We start from the raw sequence: 19942 nt of genomic DNA on the forward strand, positions 1-19942 counted from the left end.
GATGATGAAAAAAATTATGTTAAGCGCCCTGTTGCTCTCCTTGCCGCTGGTGAGCTATGCGCAACAGGCGTTCACCTCTCCCGAAGACGCGGCCAGTGCATTTGCCGCTGCGGTGGCGCAGCAAAATGAAAAGCAGCTCACGGCGCTATTGGGTGAAAACTGGCGACATTTTTTGCCACCAGAAGGGACCGATCCGGAAGCGGTGGCACGCTTTAATCGTGACTGGAAGGTGAGCCATCACATTGTGCTGCAGGACAACATGGCGCATCTCAACGTAGGGCAAGATGACTGGCAGTTGCCTATACCGATGGTGAAAACCAGCAAAGGCTGGGCGTTCGATATGACCGAAGCCCAGGAGGAGATCCTCACCCGAACGATCGGTCGCAACGAGCTTTCAGCCATCGAAGCACTGCACGCCTACGTTGACGCGCAGCAAAGCTATTACGCACTGAACAAATCGTATGCGCAAAAAATTGTCAGTAGCGAAGGTAAAAAAGATGGGCTTTACTGGCCGGTCGCACCAGGCGAAGCGCCAAGCCCTCTGGGACCCGCCTTCAGCCCACAAGAACCCGGCACGGGCTATCACGGTTATCGTTTCCGCATACTGCCGGACAAAGCCAGTGGTTTTGCCATGATTGCATGGCCCATTAGCTACGGCCACACCGGGATAATGAGCTTTATAATTAGCGGTGATGACAATGTATATCAGGCCAACCTTGGCGAAGCATCGCAACAGAAAGCGCAGGCGATGACTGAGTACAGCCCTGAAAAAACCTGGCATCCCGTAGCGCCCTGAACGGCCAACGCGTTGGTTGTCGCATCATAAAGAGATTACCGGGGAAATTGCGGTGAAGCTTTAGGCAAAAAAAACGCCTCCGAAGAGGCGTTTCACAAAAGCGGGAAGATTACTTCTTCTTCGCTTTCGGGTTTGGCAGGTCGGTGATGCTACCTTCGAACACTTCTGCCGCCAGGCCCACGGACTCGTGCAGAGTCGGGTGCGCGTGGATGGTCAGCGCGATGTCTTCAGCGTCACAACCCATTTCGATCGCCAGACCGATTTCGCCCAGCAGCTCGCCGCCGTTGGTACCGACAATCGCACCACCGATAACACGGTGAGATTCTTTGTCGAAAATCAGTTTGGTCATACCGTCTGCGCAGTCGGAAGCGATAGCACGGCCAGAAGCAGCCCACGGGAAGGTGGCGGTTTCGTAGCTAATGCCTTTTTCTTTCGCTTCTTTCTCGGTCAGACCAACCCATGCCACTTCTGGTTCAGTGTACGCGATGGATGGGATAACTTTCGGATCGAAGTAGTGTTTCTTACCGGCAATAACTTCAGCGGCAACGTGACCTTCGTGAACACCTTTGTGCGCCAGCATCGGCTGACCGACGATATCGCCGATAGCAAAGATGTGCGGCACGTTGGTGCGCAGCTGTTTGTCAACGCGGATGAAACCACGGTCATCAACTTCAACGCCAGCTTTGCCCGCGTCGAGGTTTTTACCGTTCGGTACACGACCGATAGCAACCAGTACGGCATCATAACGCTGTGCTTCAGCAGGCGCTTTTTTGCCTTCCATGGAAACGTAAATACCGTCTTCTTTCGCTTCAACGGCAGTCACTTTGGTTTCCAGCATCAGGTTGAATTTATTGCTGATGCGCTTGGTGAAGACTTTCACCACGTCTTTATCGGCAGCCGGGATAACCTGGTCGAACATTTCAACCACGTCGATCTCTGAACCCAGCGCATGGTACACGGTACCCATTTCCAGGCCGATGATACCGCCGCCCATTACCAACAGGCGCTTAGGAACAGTTTTCAGTTCCAGTGCATCGGTGGAATCCCACACGCGCGGATCTTCATGCGGAATGAATGGCAGTTCGATCGGACGGGAACCCGCCGCGATGATCGCGTTGTCGAAGTTGATCACGGTTTTGCCGTTTTCGCCTTCAACTTCCAGGGTGTTCGCCCCGGTAAATTTACCCAGACCGTTAACCACTTTCACTTTACGGCCTTTGGCCATACCCGCCAGACCGCCGGTCAGTTGAGTGATAACTTTTTCTTTCCAGGTACGAATCTTGTCGATATCGGTTTTCGGCTCGCCAAAAACGATACCGTGTTCAGCCAGCGCTTTGGCTTCTTCGATAACTTTTGCTACGTGCAGCAGCGCTTTAGAAGGGATACAGCCGACGTTCAGACAAACACCACCAAGGGTGCTGTAACGTTCTACGATGACGGTCTCCAGACCTAAATCTGCGCAACGGAAGGCAGCAGAGTAACCTGCAGGGCCTGCCCCAAGTACCACGACCTGAGTTTTGATTTCAGTGCTCATCATGACCTCTTAATTTATACCCGTCGTCCACCGGGTCGTTCTATCCGCCCGTATTTTACAAAATTGTTAACAATTTTGAAACAACAAACGGCAACCGATTTGTCTTTCGCACAATAACCTCACTAACTTCATGAGATTACCAGAAAAAAGCCGGCCGTCGGGCCGGCTTTTTCGCTTACATCACCAGGCGGCGAATGTCAGACAGCATGTTGTTAATGATGGTGATAAAGCGCGCACCATCCGCACCGTCAATTACACGGTGGTCGAAGGAGAGCGAAATCGGCATCATCAGACGCGGCATAAACTCTTTACCGTTCCACACTGGCTCCATAGAGGACTTGGAGACACCGAGGATAGCCACTTCCGGCGCGTTCACAATCGGCGCGAAGTGGGTAGTACCCAGGCCACCGATGCTGGAGATGGTGAAGCAACCGCCCTGCATTTCGCCAGCGGTCAACTTGCCATCACGCGCTTTCTTGGAGATCACGGTCAGTTCACGAGACAGCTCGGTAATGCTCTTCTTGTTCACGTCTTTGAAGACCGGAACAACCAGACCATTCGGCGTATCTACCGCCACACCAATGTTGATGTATTTCTTCAGGGTCAGGCGCTGACCGTCTTCAGACAGGGAGCTGTTGAAGCGCGGCATCTGTTCCAGAGCAGCGGCAACGGCTTTCATGATGAAGACTACTGGGGTGAATTTCACGTCCAGTTTACGTTTTTCAGCTTCGGCGTTCTGCTGTTTACGGAACGCTTCCAGATCGGTGATATCGGTCTTATCGAAGTGCGTAACGTGCGGGATCATCACCCAGTTACGGCTCAGGTTAGCACCCGAGATTTTCTGGATACGACCCAGTTCCACTTCTTCAATTTCACCAAACTTGCTGAAGTCCACTTTCGGCCAAGGCAGCATGCCCGGGATACCGCCGCCTGCTGCTGCAGCCGGAGCCGCTTCAGCACGCTTGATAGCGTCTTTCACGTAAGCCTGAACGTCTTCACGCAGGATACGACCTTTACGGCCAGAACCTTTCACTTTCGCCAGGTTCACACCGAATTCGCGCGCCAGGCGACGAATCAGCGGCGTTGCATGAACGTAAGCGTCGTTCTCAGCAAACTCAGATTTGCCTTCCGCTTTCGCGGCCGGAGCTGCGGCTTGCGCAGACGCTGGTGCTGCGGCCGGAGCCGGAGCAGCTGCTTGCGCAGGAGCGGCAGCCGGTGCTGCGCCTTCGACTTCGAAGACCATAATCAGAGAACCGGTTTTCACTTTGTCGCCGGTGCTGATTTTGATTTCTTTCACGGTGCCCGCGAACGGTGCCGGAACTTCCATTGACGCTTTATCGCCTTCAACGGTGATCAGTGACTGCTCAGCGGCAATTTTATCGCCCACTTTCACCATCACTTCGGTAACTTCAACTTCGTCACCGCCGATATCCGGTACGTTAACTTCTTTCGAGCCGGAAGCAGCCGGAGCCGCCGCTGCTGCCGGAGCGGCAGTCTGAGCCGGTGCTGCAGCAGGCGCTGCGCCCGCCACTTCGAAGACCATAATCAGGGAACCGGTAGACACTTTGTCGCCGGTGTTGATTTTGATCTCTTTCACCACGCCCGCGAACGGCGCTGGAACTTCCATGGAAGCCTTGTCGCCTTCGACGGTGATCAGAGACTGTTCAGCCGCTACGGTGTCGCCCACTTTAACCATGACTTCGGTAACTTCAACTTCGTCGCCGCCGATGTCCGGTACGTGGACTTCTTTCGCCGCTGCCGCAGCAGGTGCTGCTGCCGGAGCGGCTTCTTTCTTCTCTTCTGCCGGAGCAGGTGCAGCTGCTGCTGCACCGTCGGCGGAATCGAAAATCATGATCAGTTTGCCGGTCTCAGTTTTGTCGCCAACAGAGACTTTGATCTCTTTAACGATACCAGCCTGAGGAGACGGAACTTCCATAGAGGCTTTGTCGCCTTCTACGGTGATCAGCGACTGTTCAGCTTCAACTTTGTCGCCCACTTTGACCAGGATCTCGGTGATTTCAACTTCATCAGCCCCGATGTCCGGTACATTGATTTCGATAGCCATTATTCTTTTACCTCTTACGCCAGACGCGGGTTAACTTTATCTGCATCGATGTTGAATTTGATGATTGCATCTGCAACCACTTTCTTATCGATTTCGCCACGTTTAGCCAGTTCGCCCAGGGCCGCTACAACCACGTATGAAGCATCAACTTCGAAGTGGTGACGCAGGTTTTCACGGCTGTCAGAGCGACCGAAACCGTCAGTACCCAGTACGCGATAATCATCAGCCGGTACATAAGTACGAACCTGTTCGGCAAACAGTTTCATATAGTCAGTAGATGCCACTGCCGGCGCGTCGTTCATCACCTGAGCGATGTACGGAACGCGAGGCGTTTCCATCGGGTGCAGCATGTTCCAGCGCTCACAATCCTGGCCATCACGCGCCAGTTCAGTGAAGGAGGTTACGCTGTAAACGTCAGAACCTACGCCGTAGTCGTTCGCCAGGATCTGTGCTGCTTCACGGACGTGACGCAGGATAGAACCGGAGCCCAGCAGCTGAACTTTACCTTTCTTACCTTCGAGGGTTTCGAGTTTGTAGATACCTTTACGGATACCTTCCTCGGCACCTGCTGGCATTGCCGGCATGTGGTAGTTTTCGTTCAGCGTGGTGATGTAGTAGTAAACGTTCTCTTGTTTCTCACCGTACATACGCTCCAGACCATCGTGCATGATGACCGCAACTTCATACGCGTAGGACGGATCGTAAGAGATACAGTTCGGGATAGTCAGAGACTGAATATGGCTGTGACCATCTTCGTGCTGCAGACCTTCGCCGTTCAGCGTCGTACGACCGGAAGTACCACCGATCAGGAAGCCGCGAGCCTGTTGGTCGCCAGCCTGCCAGCACAGGTCACCGATACGCTGGAACCCGAACATGGAGTAGTAGATGTAGAACGGGATCATCGGCAGATCGTTGGTGCTGTAAGAAGTCGCAGCAGCCAACCAGGATGCGCCAGCACCCAGCTCGTTGATACCTTCCTGCAGGATCTGACCTTTCTCGTCTTCTTTGTAGTAAGCAACCTGCTCACGGTCCTGCGGGGTGTACTGCTGGCCGTTCGGGCTGTAAATACCGATCTGACGGAACAGACCTTCCATACCGAAAGTACGCGCTTCATCAGCGATAATCGGCACCAGACGATCTTTGATCGACTTGTTCTTCAGCATCACGTTCAGAGCACGAACGAAGGCGATAGTGGTGGAGATTTCTTTGTTCTGCTCTTCCAGCAGCGCACCGAAGTCTTCCAGAGCCGGCAGTTCCAGCTTCTCAGTGAAGTTCGGCTGACGAGCAGGCAGGTAGCCGTGCAGCTTCTGACGCTGAGCGTGCAGATAGGTGTGCTCTTCTGAACCTTCCGGGAAGGTGATGTAAGACAGGTTTTCAACCTGCTCATCGGTCACAGGAACGTTGAAACGGTCGCGGATGTAACGCACGCCGTCCATGTTCATTTTCTTAACCTGGTGAGCGATGTTTTTACCTTCGGCGGTGTCACCCATGCCGTAACCTTTGATGGTATGGGCGAGGATTACAGTTGCTTTGCCTTTGGTTTCCTGCGCTTTTTTCAGTGCAGCGTAGACTTTCTTCGGATCGTGACCACCGCGGTTCAGAGCCCAAATCTGCTCGTCAGTCCAGTCAGCAACCAGCGCTGCGGTTTCCGGGTATTTACCGAAGAAGTGCTCACGTACGTATGCGCCATCTTTGGATTTGAAGGTCTGGTAGTCGCCGTCAACGGTTTCGTTCATCAGTTGGATCAGTTTACCGCTGGTGTCTTTACGCAGCAGCTCATCCCAACGACCGCCCCACATGACTTTGATAACGTTCCAGCCAGCGCCCGCGAAGATGCCTTCCAGTTCGTTAACAATCTTGCCGTTACCGGTTACCGGGCCGTCAAGACGCTGCAGGTTACAGTTGATAACAAAGACCAGGTTGTCCAGTTTTTCACGGGTCGCGATGGTGATAGCACCCTTAGATTCTGGCTCATCCATCTCACCGTCGCCCAGGAAGGCGTAAACGGTTTGTTTAGAGGTATCTTTCAGGCCACGGTGTTCCAGATACTTCAGGAATTTAGCCTGGTAGATAGCACCGATTGGACCCAGACCCATAGATACGGTCGGGAACTGCCAGAATTCAGGCATCAGTTTCGGGTGCGGGTAGGAAGACAGGCCTTTGCCATGAACTTCCTGACGGAAGTTGTTCATCTGCTCTTCGGTCAGACGACCTTCCAGGAATGCGCGTGCGTAGATGCCCGGAGAGATGTGGCCCTGGAAGTAAATCAGGTCGCCGCCATCCTGCTCATTGCGTGCACGGAAGAAGTGGTTGAAACAAACATCATATACCGTTGCGGAGGACTGGAAGGATGCCATGTGGCCACCCAGCTCGAGGTCCTTTTTAGACGCGCGCAGTACGGTCATGATGGCGTTCCAGCGGATAGCAGAACGAATACGACGTTCCAGCTCCAGATTGCCCGGGTATTCCGGTTCATCTTCAACGGCAATAGTGTTTACATAATTGCTGGCCCCTGCACCTGCCGCTACTTTCACGCCGCCTTTGCGAGCTTCTGAAAGCAGTTGGTCGATCAGATACTGAGCACGCTCAACACCTTCTTCACGGATGACCGATTCGATCGCCTGTAGCCAGTCGCGAGTTTCGATCGGATCCACGTCATTTGGGAAACGTTCTGACATGGGGGTATTCCTTATCTATCTAATACGTTGAGTTATCTGGAACCTGTCCCATTGCGTTCTTTGTTCTTCATACTTCAGGTTATCTCTTTGTTGGCTGCGCTTACTCGCACCAGTCACATAGTTCACTATGCTCCTGGCGACTCGCGCGCTTGCCGCCGCGATACAACCCGAATTATTTTGAACAACCAAAAGCGCAATAAGACAGGTTCTGCGTTTAGTTGCCGCGCACTTTAATTGGCGCTTGATTTACAACATCTTCTGGTTAACGTTCCGCCAGAAAAATCACTAATTCTTTCGTTGCTCCAGGCGGCGTAAGGCGCGTTCACGACGACTTTCCTCACGGCTTCTGTCCAGCAGAATCTCTTCGATAAAGGCCAGGTGACGGTGCGACGCTTCACGCGCCTCCTCCGGCTTCCCGGCGATAATTGCTTCAAAGATACGGGTACGGTGACTGCTTACCAGCGGCAGCATCTCGCGACGCGCATACAGCAATTCGAAGTTTTGCCGAACATTCTGGGCCAGCATCGGCTCCATACACCTTAGCAAATGGAGCAGCACCACATTATGTGCCGCTTCGGTGACAGCAATTTGATACTGCAGTACCGCATCAGATTCGCCGTCAAGATCGCCGGACTGTTGAGCCAGTTCGATCGCATGGTGGAGTTCACGGATACGCGTTTTGTCTTCATCCGTGCTGCGTAGTGCAGCGTAATAGGCTGCAATACCTTCCAGCGCATGGCGCGTCTCAAGCAGGTCAAACTGGGATTCAGGATGGTCGGAGAGCAGCTCTACCAGTGGGTCGCTAAAGCTCTGCCACAGGCTGCTCTGAACAAAAGTGCCACCGCCCTGACGACGAAGCAGTAACCCCTTCGCTTCAAGGCGTTGGATCGCCTCGCGTAAGGAGGGGCGGGAGACGTCGAACTGTTTTGCCAGCTCGCGTTCCGGTGGGAGTTTTTCTCCGGGGCGAAGTGTCCCCTCAAGAATTAAAAACTCCAGCTGCTGCTCAATCACATCGGAGAGTTTTGGTTGGCGGATTTTGCTGTAGGCCATGATTTCCTGTCTTAAGCCATTTGCCCGGAGTCAATTGGTCTTACCAATTTCATGTTCTTGACGCTAAAGTAACAAAGTATTCACCTTCTGTCCATACAGGTTTTGATTGAAATCAGTAAAGGGGGCATATTTTAACAACATTACAGAAATAACGTTTCAAACATGTAACTATGCACAAATGTTAAATTTACCCACCACGGGGTAGTTTTAACGGAATTGAAACGAAAAGTTATCGCATCTGAACCGATTCACCTGCTTATTTATCGATTATTAAACCACAAATAATGAATAAAAATTCAAAATGGAAATTTTGTGGTAGATAAACTCGCATTTACAAATGGTTTCTTTTTATTCAACTCGTCAGTCCCCCCGCATAAAGCAGGTGCATTCACGCTCGCATATCATTATTCTGATCAAGACAAAAGTATTAAGGCAACATTTTATCTAAAGCATCTGTAAACAAATTAATACAACAGACGGAATTGCAAACTTACACACGCATTGCTGCGTAGTTCAAAAAATAAGTACTCGAAAGATGAAGAGTAAAACCACACACGAGGTTTAATGATGGAAAGTCAACAGCATGGCGATCAGCTCAAGCGCGGTCTTAAGAACCGTCATATACAGCTAATCGCGCTGGGTGGCGCGATTGGTACCGGGTTATTCCTCGGTAGCGCATCCGTTATCCAGTCTGCAGGACCGGGTATTATTCTGGGTTACGCTATTGCCGGCTTTATCGCCTTTTTGATTATGCGTCAGTTAGGTGAAATGGTGGTTGAAGAGCCGGTAGCAGGCTCCTTTAGCCACTTTGCTTATAAATACTGGGGCAGTTTCGCGGGTTTCGCCTCTGGCTGGAACTACTGGGTACTGTACGTGCTGGTTGCCATGGCTGAGCTGACTGCAGTCGGTAAATATATCCAGTTCTGGTACCCGGAGATCCCAACCTGGGCCTCTGCTGCAGCCTTCTTCGTGATTATCAACGCCATTAACCTGACCAACGTGAAAGTGTTTGGTGAGATGGAGTTCTGGTTCGCCATTATTAAAGTCATTGCTGTCGTCGCGATGATCATCTTCGGCGGCTGGCTGCTGTTCAGCGGCAACGGCGGGCCGCAGGCCAGCGTCAGCAACCTGTGGAACCAGGGGGGCTTCCTGCCGCATGGTTTCACCGGTCTGGTGATGATGATGGCGATTATCATGTTCTCTTTCGGTGGACTGGAGCTGGTTGGGATCACCGCAGCAGAAGCGGATAACCCGGAGCAAAGCATTCCCAAAGCCACCAACCAGGTTATCTACCGTATCCTGATTTTCTATGTGGGTTCGCTGGCGGTTCTGCTTTCCCTGATGCCGTGGACGCGCGTTACGGCTGATACCAGCCCGTTTGTCCTTATTTTCCACGAACTGGGCGATACGTTTGTTGCTAATGCCCTGAACATCGTGGTGCTGACTGCTGCCCTTTCTGTCTATAACAGCTGTGTGTACTGCAACAGCCGTATGCTGTTCGGTCTGGCTCAGCAGGGCAATGCGCCGAAAGCGCTGATGAACGTTGACAAACGCGGCGTGCCGGTGAACACCATTCTGGTTTCCGCGCTGGTGACGGCTCTGTGCGTGCTGATTAACTATCTGGCGCCGGAATCCGCTTTTGGTCTACTGATGGCGCTGGTGGTTTCCGCCCTGGTGATCAACTGGGCAATGATCAGCCTGGCGCACATGAAGTTTCGCAAAGCCAAACAGCAGCAGGGCGTTACCACCCGCTTCCCGGCTCTGCTCTATCCGCTGGGTAACTGGGTGTGCCTGATTTTCATGGCCGCAGTACTGGTGATTATGCTGATGACGCCGGGCATGGCGATCTCGGTGTACTTAATCCCGGTATGGATTGCTATTCTTGGCATTGGTTACGTGTGCAAGCAGAAAACCGCCGGCGCGGTTAAAGCACATTAATTGTCCCTCCCCCACCTGCACCTGGTGGGGGTTGTTACCTGCCTCACATTTTCCCTCTCACAACTGTTTCGTCCATATCAGCGGCGTTATCCTGCAACGCATCACCGGGATCAGCTTCTCTGGCAACCTGTTTTTCCTGAAGCTGGGGCTGGCGATTGTCGGCGCGATGGTGGGCTTCCTGCTCTCCTGGTACGGTTACGACGCAGGTGCTAAAGCGCAAAGTGACTCCGCGATTAACGGCATTATGCTGTTGTTCACTATTATTCCGGGCGTCGGTTATCTGATTACCGCAGGCGTGGTTCGTCTGCTAAAAGTTGACCGCGAATTTATGCAGAAAATCCAATCAGACCTGGAAAAACGCCGCGACAACTACCGTGAACTGAATGAATACCACAAGATAAAAACAACTGAAACCGTAAGGAAAGCCTAGTGAATCAGCTCATCTGGGCCCCGAGATCCACGCTATTGCCGGTAAGTGGTACATCTACTTTACGGCCACGCACACTCAGGCGCTCGACAAACTGGGGATGTTCCAGCACCGTATAGCACCACACGCTAACGCCGAAAGGTGAAGATGTGCTGGTGTACCACGCGAGAAATTACACTGAAATCGAGGGCGATCCGCTGTACGACCCAAACCGCCATACTCGTTTGAAGCTCGTGCGCTGGGACGAAAACGGCATGCCTGATTTTGGCGTCCCGCCAGCGGATACGTATTGAGTCATTGCACCGTTATCCGGTCTACATATGCGCCAGGCCGGATAAGGCGGCTACACCGCCATCCGGCAACAATCGCTAGATCAGCGTGCCATAAATTGTCAGCAGCGCAATGACCACCACCACCACAAACGAGGTTTTCTTCGCCATTGCAACGGCAGCTTTTGGCGTTTCGACCTTATCAGTATGCGGCTCGCGCGCCAGCGAGAACTGCGCCAGACGCGTCAACACCTGATACTGCGAAGTATGCATATCCGCCAGCGATGCAAACCAGGCTGGCAGCGCTTTCTCGCCGTGTCCTAACAGCGCATAGACCACGCCCGCCAGACGCACCGGGATCCAGTCCAGCACATGCAGGATCGCATCAATACCCGATTGCAGACGCTGGTGCGGTGTCTGATAGCGCGCCAGCCAGGACTGCCAGGCACGTAAAAAGGCATAACCAACCAGCGTCACAGGTCCCCACGGGCCACCGACAATCAGCCAAAATAACGGCGCCAGGTAAAAGCGAAAGTTGTTCCATAACAGCGCATTTTGTAGCTCCCGCAGAAACTCTCGTTCATCGCAGTCCGGCGGCACGCCATGAATCAGCGTCAATTCGCTGGCCATCGCCTCACGGGCGTGCACATCATTACGTGAAGCCGCATTCAGGTAGGCATGATAATGCAGGCGCACCTTGCCAGCGCCGATGCACAGCAAACCAACTAAAATCCACACCACCAACAGCGGAACATTAAATAACAGCCCATGCAGCGCACGCAGCAGCAGGAATGTCACAGCCATCGCAATAATGGTCATTCCTAATGTTCGCGCCATAGAGAAATGCTTAACCCGCCGAAAAAAAGCCTCAATCCGGTGATCAAGCTGCCAGTGCTCGCCCAGCTTAAACAAGCGCTCAACAATCAGCACCAGTAATGTTGTAAACAGCGTCATGTCATCTCCTTGTGTGACGAGGGGGTGACCAGGGCGCGAAACCTTGCCCAGTCAAAAGATGGCCCAGGATCGGTCTTCCGTTCGGGCGCAATATTGCAATGCCCAGTCATGTTACTGGCAATCGCCGGATAACGCGTAATCAGGGTGTTTGTCACGGCAGCCAGTTTCTGGTACTGCGCATCGGTATAAGCCAGCGCATCCGTCCCTTCCAGCTCAATACCAATTGAAAAATCATTACAGCGTTCACGCCCCTGATAGCAGGAGACGCCTGCATGCCAGGCACGTTTGTCAAAGGGAACATATTGCACGACCTCACCGTCACGGCGGATCAGACAATGGGCCGAAACGCGCAAATGGGCGATTCCGGCAAAATAAGGATGGGCGTTGGGATCAATCGTGCCAGTAAACAGCGCGTCTATCCATGGGCCGCCAAATTCACCGGGTGGCAGGCTGATATTGTGCACCACCAGCAAAGAAGGGCTTTCGTCATCCGGGCGGCAATCGTAATGAGGAGAGTGAACGCGTCGCGCCTCTGCCAGCCAGCCCTCGTCTAACAACATGCAGAATCTCCTTATTGGTGGTGCTCATATCAGGTTCAGGGTAGCATGTTTCCACCTTATGATTCGTTAGCAATTTGGAGTTTTATCATGCCGCCTCGCCGCTATAACCCTGACTACCGACGTGACGCGCTGTTGGAACGCATAAATCTCGATATCCCTACCGCGGTTGCCCAGGCGCTGCGCGAAGATTTAGGCGGAGAAGTTGATGCCAATAACGATATCACCGCACAGCTTTTACCCGAAGACATGCGCTCCCACGCTACCGTAATCACCCGCGAAGAGGGTGTTTTTTGTGGGAAACGCTGGGTGGAAGAGGTCTTTATTCAGCTTGCTGGCGATGATGTCAGCGTCACCTGGCATGTTGAAGATGGCGACAGAATTAAGGCTAATCAGCCGCTGTTTGAACTGGACGGCCCTTCCCGCGTGTTGCTGACCGGCGAACGTACCGCACTCAATTTTGTGCAAACTCTGTCTGGCGTTGCCAGTGAAGTGCGTAAATACGTCGACCTGCTGACCGGGACAAAAACCCAACTGCTGGATACACGTAAAACTCTGCCTGGGCTGCGTACGGCGCTGAAATACGCGGTGCTCTGCGGCGGCGGTGCGAATCATCGTTTAGGTCTTTCTGACGCCTTCCTGATTAAAGAGAACCACATTATTGCTTCCGGTTCGGTGAAACAGGCCGTGGAAAAAGCCTTCTGGCTGCACCCGGACGTGCCGGTTGAGGTAGAAGTGGAAAGTCTGGATGAACTGGACGATGCGCTGAAAGCCGGGGCAGACATCATCATGCTCGACAATTTCGAAACCGACCAAATGCGCGAAGCGGTCAAACGTACCAACGGCCAGGCGCGTCTGGAAGTATCAGGTAACGTCACCTATGAAACGCTGCGCGAATTCGCGGAAACCGGCGTGGATTTCATCTCTGTGGGCGCACTGACCAAACATGTCCGCGCACTCGACCTCTCGATGCGTTTTCGCTAATCGCTGATTGTTCTGCCCGGTGGCGCTTCGCGTATCGGGCCTACAGCCCCAGCCGTATACGCCGCCGATCGGCAGTTTATTCGAGCGTCTTCGCAAATACGTTGTCTGATTCTGTAATTTCGTAACATTCATCTGAACCGGCCTTCTCGTTCTATTTTTTGCCCCTCGCCTAAAATCCCTTCGATTTGCCAAAGTAGCGCCAGCTAACTCAAGGAGCAAATCAACAATGGACAAACAACGAGGCTTCACGCTTATCGAACTCATGGTGGTCATTGGCATTATTGCCATTCTTAGCGCCATCGGCATTCCGGCTTATCAAAACTATCTACGCAAAGCCGCGCTGACAGACATGCTACAAACCTTTGTCCCCTACCGTACTGCCGTCGAACTCTGCGCGCTGGAGCACGGCGGAACAGAAACCTGTGATGCCGGAACAAATGGCATCCCCTCTGCGACCACCACCCGCTATGTCTCCGCCATGGGCGTGGAAAAAGGCGTTGTCAGCCTCACTGGGCAGGAAAGTCTGAATGGGCTAAGCATCACCATGACGCCAGGTTGGGACAACGCCAACGGCATAACGGGCTGGAATCGCAACTGCGCTATCCAGAATGACAGCGCGCTGCAACAGGCTTGCGAAGACGTTTTTCGCTTTGATGCCAACTAAGGAAAAGAGATGAATACCACCCAACTTACGGCGCTGTGCCAACGCTATCAGGCCATATTACTGGATGCAGATAATGAAGTGGTGCATATCGCCGTCGTGGATGCCCCATCCCACGAGCTGCTGGATGCACTGCATTTTGCGACTACCCGACGCATCGACATTGTTTGCTGGACGCGCCAGCAAATGGAAGGCCACACGCATACACCACGCAAAATGCTCCCGGCAGTGGTCACTAAAAGCAGCGCCAGCGCCGCAGACTTGCTGCATCAGACGTTCCAATCCGCTCTGGCACAACGGGCTTCTGATATTCATATTGAACCTGCGGAGAATCACTACCGGGTCAGGATACGTGTGGATGGCGTACTGCATGTTTTACCGGAAGTCACAACCGAGATGGGCATTGCTCTCACTGCAAGATTAAAGGTATTAGGCAGTCTGGATATTGCCGAGCACCGACTCCCGCAAGATGGGCAATTTACCGTGGAGATTTCAAGTGACCCCATTTCGTTTCGCATCGCCACGCTGCCTTGCCGATGGGGTGAAAAAGTAGTGCTACGCCTGCTTCATCAGGTTAATCAAACGCTGGAAGTCAACGCACTGGGCATGCATGAGGCACAGCTGGCTGCGTTTTCACAAGCATTACAGCAGCCACAGGGTTTGATTCTGGTCACCGGGCCGACCGGGAGCGGCAAAACGGTTACCCTGTACAGTGCGCTACAAACCCGAAACACCCCGCAGGTGAATCTTTGCAGCGTGGAAGATCCGGTAGAGATCCCGATCGGCGGTCTTAACCAGACTCAAATTCATCCCCGCGCCGGGCTTAATTTTCAGGGTGTATTACGTGCACTACTGCGCCAGGATCCCGACATTATTATGGTAGGCGAAATCCGCGACGGCGAAACAGCTGAGATTGCCCTAAAAGCCGCACAAACCGGTCATTTGGTTCTTTCGACGCTGCATACCAATTCGACCACTGAAACGCTGGTGCGCCTGCAGCAAATGGGGGTGGCACGCTGGATGATTGCCTCCGCGCTGACATTAATTGTTGCGCAGCGATTAGTCAGAAAATTATGCCCACATTGTCGGCGACGACTTGATACTCCCATAACGCTCCCGGCAACACTTTGGCCCACGCCACTACCACGTTGGCAGGCACCCGGTTGCCAACACTGCTATCACGGTTTTTATGGTCGAACCGCGCTGTTTGAAGTTCTGCCCATTACGCCTGCGTTGCGGCAACGTATTGCCGATGGCTCATCGGCAGACGTTGTGGAATCAGATGCTCAGCAAGCGGGCATGAGTACTCTTTTCGAGTATGGCTGTCAGGCTGTGGAACAAGGGTTAACGACATTTGAAGAACTGATCCGCGTACTGGGCACGCCCCATGCCAACTAAACACCTCTGGCGCTGGCAAGGCATAACCCACGAAGGCCAGCCTGTAGCAGGGATGCTGTGGGCTGATACCCGACCATCGCTCCTGTTTGTGCTCGAACAACAGCAAATTACACCGGTTCGCATTAACCGGATGCGCATTAAAACCTCGCACTGGAGCAGAGCAAACAGTGCCGAAGCCATACGCCAGTTGGCGACATTGCTTAAAGCGGGATTGACGCTTTCCGCTGGGTTAACTCTGCTCGCTGAACAGCATCCCAGCAACCAGTGGCAAGCATTACTGCGCACGCTGGCTTATGACATGGAACAAGGCATTGCGCTGTCAGCCTCGCTTTCGCGGTGGCAACACGTATTTCCCCCACTGTACCAGGCAATGATCCGTACCGGAGAACTAACGGGCAAACTGGACGACTGCTGCTTTGAACTTGCCCGTCAGCAAAAAAACCAACAGCAACTGGCGGATAAAGTAAAAAAAGCACTACGCTATCCCATTATCATTCTTGCCATGGCGATAATGGTCGTGCTGGCGATGCTGCATTTTGTGTTACCTGAATTTGCCGCTATCTATCGCACGTTCAACACTCCGCTACCGGCGCTCACTCAGTGGATTATGGTCGCGGCACACTACAGCAGTCGATGGGGATGGCTGGCAGGGTTGCTCTGCCTGGTGCTGGGAACAACATACGGGTTGATAAAGCAGAAACCCTACTGGCTTATTCTGCGCCAGAAAATACTGCTGCACTTCCCCATCATCGGGCCGATGGTCAGGGGACAAAAACTCACACAGATCTTCACCGTACTGGCATTAACACAAAACGCGGGCATTCCCTTTCTGCAAGGTCTGGAAAGTGTCACCGAAACCCTTAACTGCCCTTATTGGTCACAACGTTTGGCACAGGTGCATCACGATATCAGTGCCGGGAAGCCGGTATGGCTGGCGCTTAAAAATAGCGGTGAATTTAGTCCACTTTGCTTGCAACTGGTGAGAACCGGTGAAGTTTCCGGCTCTCTGGATGCGATGTTGCAAAACCTCGCCCGACATCACAGCGAGTACACACTGTCTCAGGCCGAAAATTTGGCGTCATTACTTGAGCCAGCCTTGCTTGTCATTACGGGGTTGATTATCGGTACGCTGGTTGTGGCAATGTATTTACCGATTTTTCATCTGGGAGATGCAATGAGTGGTGTGGGATAAATTTAAATGTCGAATGGCGGCATAAACGCCTTATCAGGCCTACACTGAGCATGAGCGTAGGCCTGATAAGCTGTGCGCCATCAGGCGTTTAACAGTACGATCTGTTCTTACAGGCTATTGAAAACGCGGTTTTCTTGTTCCTGTACGCGAATAAAGGTTGTCCGTTTGGTCAGCTCTTTCAGACGGGATGCACCGACATAAGTACAGGCAGAACGCAGGCCGCCAAGGATATCACGAGCGGTGTTATCAACCGGGCCACGCAGCGGCAGCTTAACGGTTTTACCTTCAGCGGCACGATACTGAGCAACACCACCAACATGGCGCGTCATAGCAGACTCAGAGCTCATACCGTAGAACAGCATGAATTTCTCACCGTTCTCTTCAACGATTTTACCGCCGCTTTCTTCATGGCCGGCCAGCATACCGCCGAGCATCACGAAGTCCGCACCACCGCCAAACGCTTTTGCCACATCACCCGGCATTGTGCAGCCACCGTCGCTGACAATCATGCCACCCAGGCCGTGCGCTGCATCAGCACATTCAATGACGGCAGAAAGCTGCGGATAGCCAACGCCGGTTTTTACGCGGGTGGTACATACAGAACCTGGGCCAATGCCCACTTTGACAATATCAGCACCGGAAAGCACCAGTTCTTCACACATCTCGCCGGTGACCACGTTGCCAGCACAGATCGTTTTTGTCGGCCAGGCCGCACGTGCTTTCGACACAAACTGAACAAAGTGCTCTGAATAGCCATTTGCCACATCAATGCAGATAAAGTTCAGCGCTGGATTCAGTGCCAGAATCTGTTTGGTTTTTTCGAAATCAGTGTCCGACGTCCCGGTTGAAACCATCACGTGTTTCAGTACATCGGCAGAGGAGTCCGCAATGAAAGCGGCCCAGTCTTCAACAGAATAGTGTTTATGCACAGCGGTCAGGATGTCGAAGGAGGCAAGCGCCGTTGCCATGGCAAACGTCCCAACGGTGTCCATGTTCGCGGCGATAATCGGCACGCCGGACCAGGTCTGACCTGAATGTTTAAAGGTGAATTGACGTTCCAGTTCAACATCGGAACGGCTTTTGAGAGTAGAACGCTTAGGGCGGATAAGAACGTCTTTGAAACCTAACTTCAGATCTTCTTCGATACGCATGTGCGGATTCCTGGGGTTAATGGCGAAAAATCGAAACTCACAACTCCAGTGACGCTATCATACGCACTAATCAATGCCGCGCAAGACTGCGAAATTCTCTTTTTTTACGCTACAATCCCATAAATTTACCTGGCGATTAGTAGGTTAATCCTGCATCAGCTTCGCCTTCGCATGCTTAATTTTTAACTGTTTGATAATCAAACCAAAACTCCAGGATCTGCATCTATGAGGTATACGGTAGCCTTAACCGGCGGCATTGGCAGTGGTAAAAGTACCGTTGCAAATGCATTCGCTGACCTCGGAATAAACGTGATTGATGCGGATATCATTGCGCGCCAGGTGGTCGAACGCGGCATGCCTGCCCTACAGGCAATTGCAGAACATTTTGGTTCCGACGTTATTGCTGCGGATGGCTCGTTACAGCGGCGAATTTTACGCGAACGCATTTTTTCCGATCCTGATGAGAAAAAATGGCTAAATGCCTTGCTCCACCCACTTATTCAGCAGGAAACACAGCGTCAGTTTCAGCAAGCGACCTCTCCTTATCTGTTATGGGTCGTCCCCTTGTTGGTGGAAAACGCGCTGTATAAAAAAGCCGATCGCGTACTCGTGGTAGATGTTACCCCCGAAACACAGCTCAGACGCACTATGCAGCGTGATGACGTCACGCGTGAGCATGTGGAACATATTCTTGCTGCCCAGGCAACACGTGAAGCGCGCCTTGCCGTGGCAGATGATGTTATTGATAATAATGGCACACCGGGTGCTATCGTCTCGGATGTCGCCCGCCTGCACGCGCTCTATTTGCAATTCGCGTCGCAGTTTGTCTCACAGGAAAAACCGTAATGCACACCCAGGTCCTTTTTGAACACCCTCTCAATGAGAAGATGCGTACATGGCTGCGCATTGAGTTTCTGATCCAGCAACTCTCCATTAATTTGCCCATTGTGGATCACGCAGGCGCACTGCATTTTTTCCGCAATGTAGGAGATTTACTGGATGTATTTGAACGTGGCGAAGTCCGTACTGAACTCCTCAAAGAGCTGGAAAGACAGCAGCGAAAACTTCAGGCCTGGGTTGAAGTTCCCGGCGTCGATCAAAGCAGAATCGACTCTTTACGTCAGCAGTTAAAAAGTGCGGGCAGCATTCTGATTGCTGCCCCGCGCATCGGACAAACCCTGCGCGAAGATCGTCTGATTGGCCTCGTGCGTCAGCGTTTAAGCATTCCTGGCGGGTGCTGCAGTTTCGATCTGCCGACCCTGCATATCTGGTTACATTTACCACAATCGCATCGCGACGCGCAGGTTGAAACCTGGCTTGCCAGCCTGAATCCTCTCAACCAGGCATTGTCTCTGGTGTTGGATTTAATCCGTAACTCTGCACCGTTTCGTAAGCAAACCAGCCTGAATGGTTTTTACCAGGACAACGGCGATGATGCAGACCTACTGCGTTTACAGTTGCCGCTCGCTTCGCAGCTTTATCCGCAAATCTCGGGTCATAAGAGCCGCTTTGCCATTCGCTTTATGCCACTGGATAGCGAGAACGGTCAGGTGCCTGAGCGCCTCGATTTCGATCTGGCGTGCTGTTAAGGAGTTAAGATGTCTGAACAAACTATCGTAAACTGCCCAACCTGCGGTAAAGCTGTCGTGTGGGCAGAAGTCAGTCCGTTTCGCCCATTCTGCAGCAAGCGCTGCCAGTTAATCGATCTCGGTGAGTGGGCCGCAGAAGAGAAACGTATCCCAAGCTCAGGCGACTTGTCGGAAAGCGACGACTGGAGCGAAGAGCAGAAGTAATTCTACAAAAACGGTAGGCCGGATAAGGCTACGCCGCATCCGGCATTTTTATGCTGTTTCGCCTGATGTCGCTACGCTTATCAGGCCTACGAACGTCATTAGCCAGCAATCAGCTTTTTGATCACCGGTTCATTGGCTGGCGGGAAATCGTCTACATTCAGTGCACTCTGCGCAATCCACTGCGCCGGCTGCCCCTCTTTTCCCCATGGCTCACCTTCCCAGCGTTCAACCAGCCAGAACCATAAAGTGATATGCCTGTCCGGAAACTGATACTCCAGCGTTTCGAACAATGAGCTTTGAGTCGGCGTAATCCCAACTTCTTCCTGTAGCTCGCGAACCAGCGCCTGTTCCGGCGTTTCGTCCGCTTCTATTTTTCCGCCGGGGAACTCCAGCTTATTTGCCATGTGGGCATCAGCCGCACGCTGGGTGATAAAAATTTCATGTTGCGAATTACGAATAATTCCCACAGAGATTTGCAGTACTTTCATATTTATC

General features: G+C 52.6%; 17 protein-coding genes and 2 pseudogenes. 11 read left to right on the forward strand and 8 right to left on the reverse strand.

Going from position 1 to position 19942, the window contains the following annotated elements:
• Window position 1 precedes the first annotated feature (1 nt).
• Complete coding sequence (locus tag OGX91_RS14175) at window positions 2-796, forward strand: DUF2950 family protein (RefSeq protein ID WP_149691218.1); 795 nt, start codon at window positions 2-4, stop codon at window positions 794-796.
• A 109-nt stretch (window positions 797-905) separates the two neighbouring features.
• Here OGX91_RS14175 and lpdA read toward each other — a convergent pair whose 3' ends face one another.
• The 4 genes from lpdA to pdhR form a co-directional block, all read right to left on the reverse strand.
• Window positions 906-2330, reverse strand: coding sequence for a dihydrolipoyl dehydrogenase (lpdA, locus tag OGX91_RS14180; protein ID WP_199947498.1), 1425 nt, complete (start codon window positions 2328-2330; stop codon window positions 906-908).
• Window positions 2331-2505: 175 nt separating this feature from the next.
• Window positions 2506-4395, reverse strand: a complete 1890-nt coding sequence (gene aceF / locus OGX91_RS14185) for a pyruvate dehydrogenase complex dihydrolipoyllysine-residue acetyltransferase (protein WP_188232464.1) — start codon at window positions 4393-4395, stop codon at window positions 2506-2508.
• 14 nt (window positions 4396-4409) lie between these two features.
• Window positions 4410-7073: a pyruvate dehydrogenase (acetyl-transferring), homodimeric type gene (gene aceE, locus OGX91_RS14190; RefSeq protein WP_040229997.1), complete on the reverse strand. Its 2664-nt coding sequence runs from the start codon at window positions 7071-7073 to the stop codon at window positions 4410-4412.
• Between the two features lie 285 nt (window positions 7074-7358).
• Window positions 7359-8123, reverse strand: coding sequence for a pyruvate dehydrogenase complex transcriptional repressor PdhR (gene pdhR, locus OGX91_RS14195; protein ID WP_003018699.1), 765 nt, complete (start codon window positions 8121-8123; stop codon window positions 7359-7361).
• 564 nt (window positions 8124-8687) lie between these two features.
• Here pdhR and aroP point away from each other — a divergent pair.
• From aroP to OGX91_RS14210, 3 genes and pseudogenes are all read left to right on the forward strand, one after another.
• Window positions 8688-10061 (forward strand): aromatic amino acid transporter AroP, encoded by a 1374-nt coding sequence (gene aroP, locus OGX91_RS14200; protein ID WP_286626589.1) that lies wholly within the window; start codon window positions 8688-8690, stop codon window positions 10059-10061.
• Between the two features lie 94 nt (window positions 10062-10155).
• A pseudogene (locus OGX91_RS14205) lies at window positions 10156-10491 on the forward strand (MFS transporter); the annotation flags it as partial.
• A gap of 122 nt (window positions 10492-10613) precedes the next feature.
• Window positions 10614-10781, forward strand: a pseudogene (locus OGX91_RS14210) (family 43 glycosylhydrolase); the annotation flags it as partial.
• A 75-nt stretch (window positions 10782-10856) separates the two neighbouring features.
• Here the strand turns inward: OGX91_RS14210 and ampE are convergent.
• Both ampE and ampD read right to left on the reverse strand, forming a co-directional pair.
• Entirely contained in the window at window positions 10857-11711 is an 855-nt protein-coding gene (gene ampE / locus OGX91_RS14215; RefSeq protein WP_005124667.1) for a beta-lactamase regulator AmpE, read from the reverse strand.
• Complete coding sequence (gene ampD / locus OGX91_RS14220) at window positions 11708-12271, reverse strand: 1,6-anhydro-N-acetylmuramyl-L-alanine amidase AmpD (protein WP_199947486.1); 564 nt, start codon at window positions 12269-12271, stop codon at window positions 11708-11710. The genes ampE and ampD overlap by 4 nt, the downstream gene beginning before the upstream one ends.
• Before the next feature lie 87 nt (window positions 12272-12358).
• Between ampD and nadC the strand changes: the two genes are divergently transcribed.
• The 4 genes from nadC (at window position 12359) to hofC (ending at window position 16503) form a co-directional block, all read left to right on the forward strand.
• Window positions 12359-13252, forward strand: a complete 894-nt coding sequence (nadC, locus tag OGX91_RS14225; protein ID WP_286626591.1) for a carboxylating nicotinate-nucleotide diphosphorylase — start codon at window positions 12359-12361, stop codon at window positions 13250-13252.
• Window positions 13253-13478: 226 nt separating this feature from the next.
• Window positions 13479-13916 (forward strand): prepilin peptidase-dependent pilin, encoded by a 438-nt coding sequence (ppdD, locus tag OGX91_RS14230; protein WP_199947485.1) that lies wholly within the window; start codon window positions 13479-13481, stop codon window positions 13914-13916.
• A gap of 9 nt (window positions 13917-13925) precedes the next feature.
• A complete protein-coding gene (gene gspE / locus OGX91_RS14235) occupies window positions 13926-15311 on the forward strand; it encodes a type II secretion system protein GspE (RefSeq protein WP_199947484.1) in 1386 nt (461 codons plus the stop codon).
• The gene (gene hofC, locus OGX91_RS14240) at window positions 15301-16503 is read left to right on the forward strand and encodes a protein transport protein HofC (RefSeq protein ID WP_040229987.1); all 1203 of its coding nucleotides are present in this window, start codon (window positions 15301-15303) and stop codon (window positions 16501-16503) included. Before gspE ends, hofC begins: the two co-directional genes overlap by 11 nt.
• 107 nt (window positions 16504-16610) lie before the next feature.
• Here hofC and OGX91_RS14245 read toward each other — a convergent pair whose 3' ends face one another.
• Window positions 16611-17654: a GMP reductase gene (locus OGX91_RS14245; protein ID WP_040229985.1), complete on the reverse strand. Its 1044-nt coding sequence runs from the start codon at window positions 17652-17654 to the stop codon at window positions 16611-16613.
• 225 nt (window positions 17655-17879) lie between these two features.
• On the opposite strand from OGX91_RS14245, the gene coaE reads away from it, so the two are divergent.
• The 3 genes from coaE to yacG are packed head-to-tail and all read left to right on the forward strand — an operon-like array spanning window position 17880 to window position 19447.
• Window positions 17880-18500, forward strand: coding sequence for a dephospho-CoA kinase (gene coaE, locus OGX91_RS14250; protein WP_040229984.1), 621 nt, complete (start codon window positions 17880-17882; stop codon window positions 18498-18500).
• Window positions 18500-19243 carry a cell division protein ZapD gene (gene zapD, locus OGX91_RS14255; protein ID WP_005124651.1) on the forward strand — a complete coding sequence of 248 codons (744 nt, stop codon included), beginning with the start codon at window positions 18500-18502 and terminating at the stop codon, window positions 19241-19243. Before coaE ends, zapD begins: the two co-directional genes overlap by 1 nt.
• A 9-nt stretch (window positions 19244-19252) precedes the next feature.
• Window positions 19253-19447, forward strand: coding sequence for a DNA gyrase inhibitor YacG (gene yacG / locus OGX91_RS14260; protein WP_005124648.1), 195 nt, complete (start codon window positions 19253-19255; stop codon window positions 19445-19447).
• A gap of 98 nt (window positions 19448-19545) precedes the next feature.
• Here the strand turns inward: yacG and mutT are convergent, their stop codons facing one another.
• Window positions 19546-19935, reverse strand: a complete 390-nt coding sequence (gene mutT / locus OGX91_RS14265; RefSeq protein ID WP_199947483.1) for an 8-oxo-dGTP diphosphatase MutT — start codon at window positions 19933-19935, stop codon at window positions 19546-19548.
• Window positions 19936-19942 lie beyond the last annotated feature (7 nt).

This window comes from Citrobacter sp. Cpa228, assembly GCF_030333085.1.
GTDB classification, from domain to species: Bacteria; Pseudomonadota; Gammaproteobacteria; order Enterobacterales; family Enterobacteriaceae; genus Citrobacter; species Citrobacter pasteurii.

Bases quoted from the DNA above. Each gene is read 5' to 3' on its own strand.
- OGX91_RS14175 (WP_149691218.1), top strand. From the start codon at position 2: ATGATGAAAAAAATTATGTTAAGCGCCCTGTTGCTCTCCTTGCCGCTG.
- lpdA (WP_199947498.1), bottom strand. From the start codon at position 2,330: ATGAGCACTGAAATCAAAACTCAGGTCGTGGTACTTGGGGCAGGCCCT.
- aceF (WP_188232464.1), bottom strand. From the start codon at position 4,395: ATGGCTATCGAAATCAATGTACCGGACATCGGGGCTGATGAAGTTGAA.
- aceE (WP_040229997.1), bottom strand. From the start codon at position 7,073: ATGTCAGAACGTTTCCCAAATGACGTGGATCCGATCGAAACTCGCGAC.
- pdhR (WP_003018699.1), bottom strand. From the start codon at position 8,123: ATGGCCTACAGCAAAATCCGCCAACCAAAACTCTCCGATGTGATTGAG.
- aroP (WP_286626589.1), top strand. From the start codon at position 8,688: ATGATGGAAAGTCAACAGCATGGCGATCAGCTCAAGCGCGGTCTTAAG.
- ampE (WP_005124667.1), bottom strand. From the start codon at position 11,711: ATGACGCTGTTTACAACATTACTGGTGCTGATTGTTGAGCGCTTGTTT.
- ampD (WP_199947486.1), bottom strand. From the start codon at position 12,271: ATGTTGTTAGACGAGGGCTGGCTGGCAGAGGCGCGACGCGTTCACTCT.
- nadC (WP_286626591.1), top strand. From the start codon at position 12,359: ATGCCGCCTCGCCGCTATAACCCTGACTACCGACGTGACGCGCTGTTG.
- ppdD (WP_199947485.1), top strand. From the start codon at position 13,479: ATGGACAAACAACGAGGCTTCACGCTTATCGAACTCATGGTGGTCATT.
- gspE (WP_199947484.1), top strand. From the start codon at position 13,926: ATGAATACCACCCAACTTACGGCGCTGTGCCAACGCTATCAGGCCATA.
- hofC (WP_040229987.1), top strand. From the start codon at position 15,301: ATGCCAACTAAACACCTCTGGCGCTGGCAAGGCATAACCCACGAAGGC.
- OGX91_RS14245 (WP_040229985.1), bottom strand. From the start codon at position 17,654: ATGCGTATCGAAGAAGATCTGAAGTTAGGTTTCAAAGACGTTCTTATC.
- coaE (WP_040229984.1), top strand. From the start codon at position 17,880: ATGAGGTATACGGTAGCCTTAACCGGCGGCATTGGCAGTGGTAAAAGT.
- zapD (WP_005124651.1), top strand. From the start codon at position 18,500: ATGCACACCCAGGTCCTTTTTGAACACCCTCTCAATGAGAAGATGCGT.
- yacG (WP_005124648.1), top strand. From the start codon at position 19,253: ATGTCTGAACAAACTATCGTAAACTGCCCAACCTGCGGTAAAGCTGTC.
- mutT (WP_199947483.1), bottom strand. From the start codon at position 19,935: ATGAAAGTACTGCAAATCTCTGTGGGAATTATTCGTAATTCGCAACAT.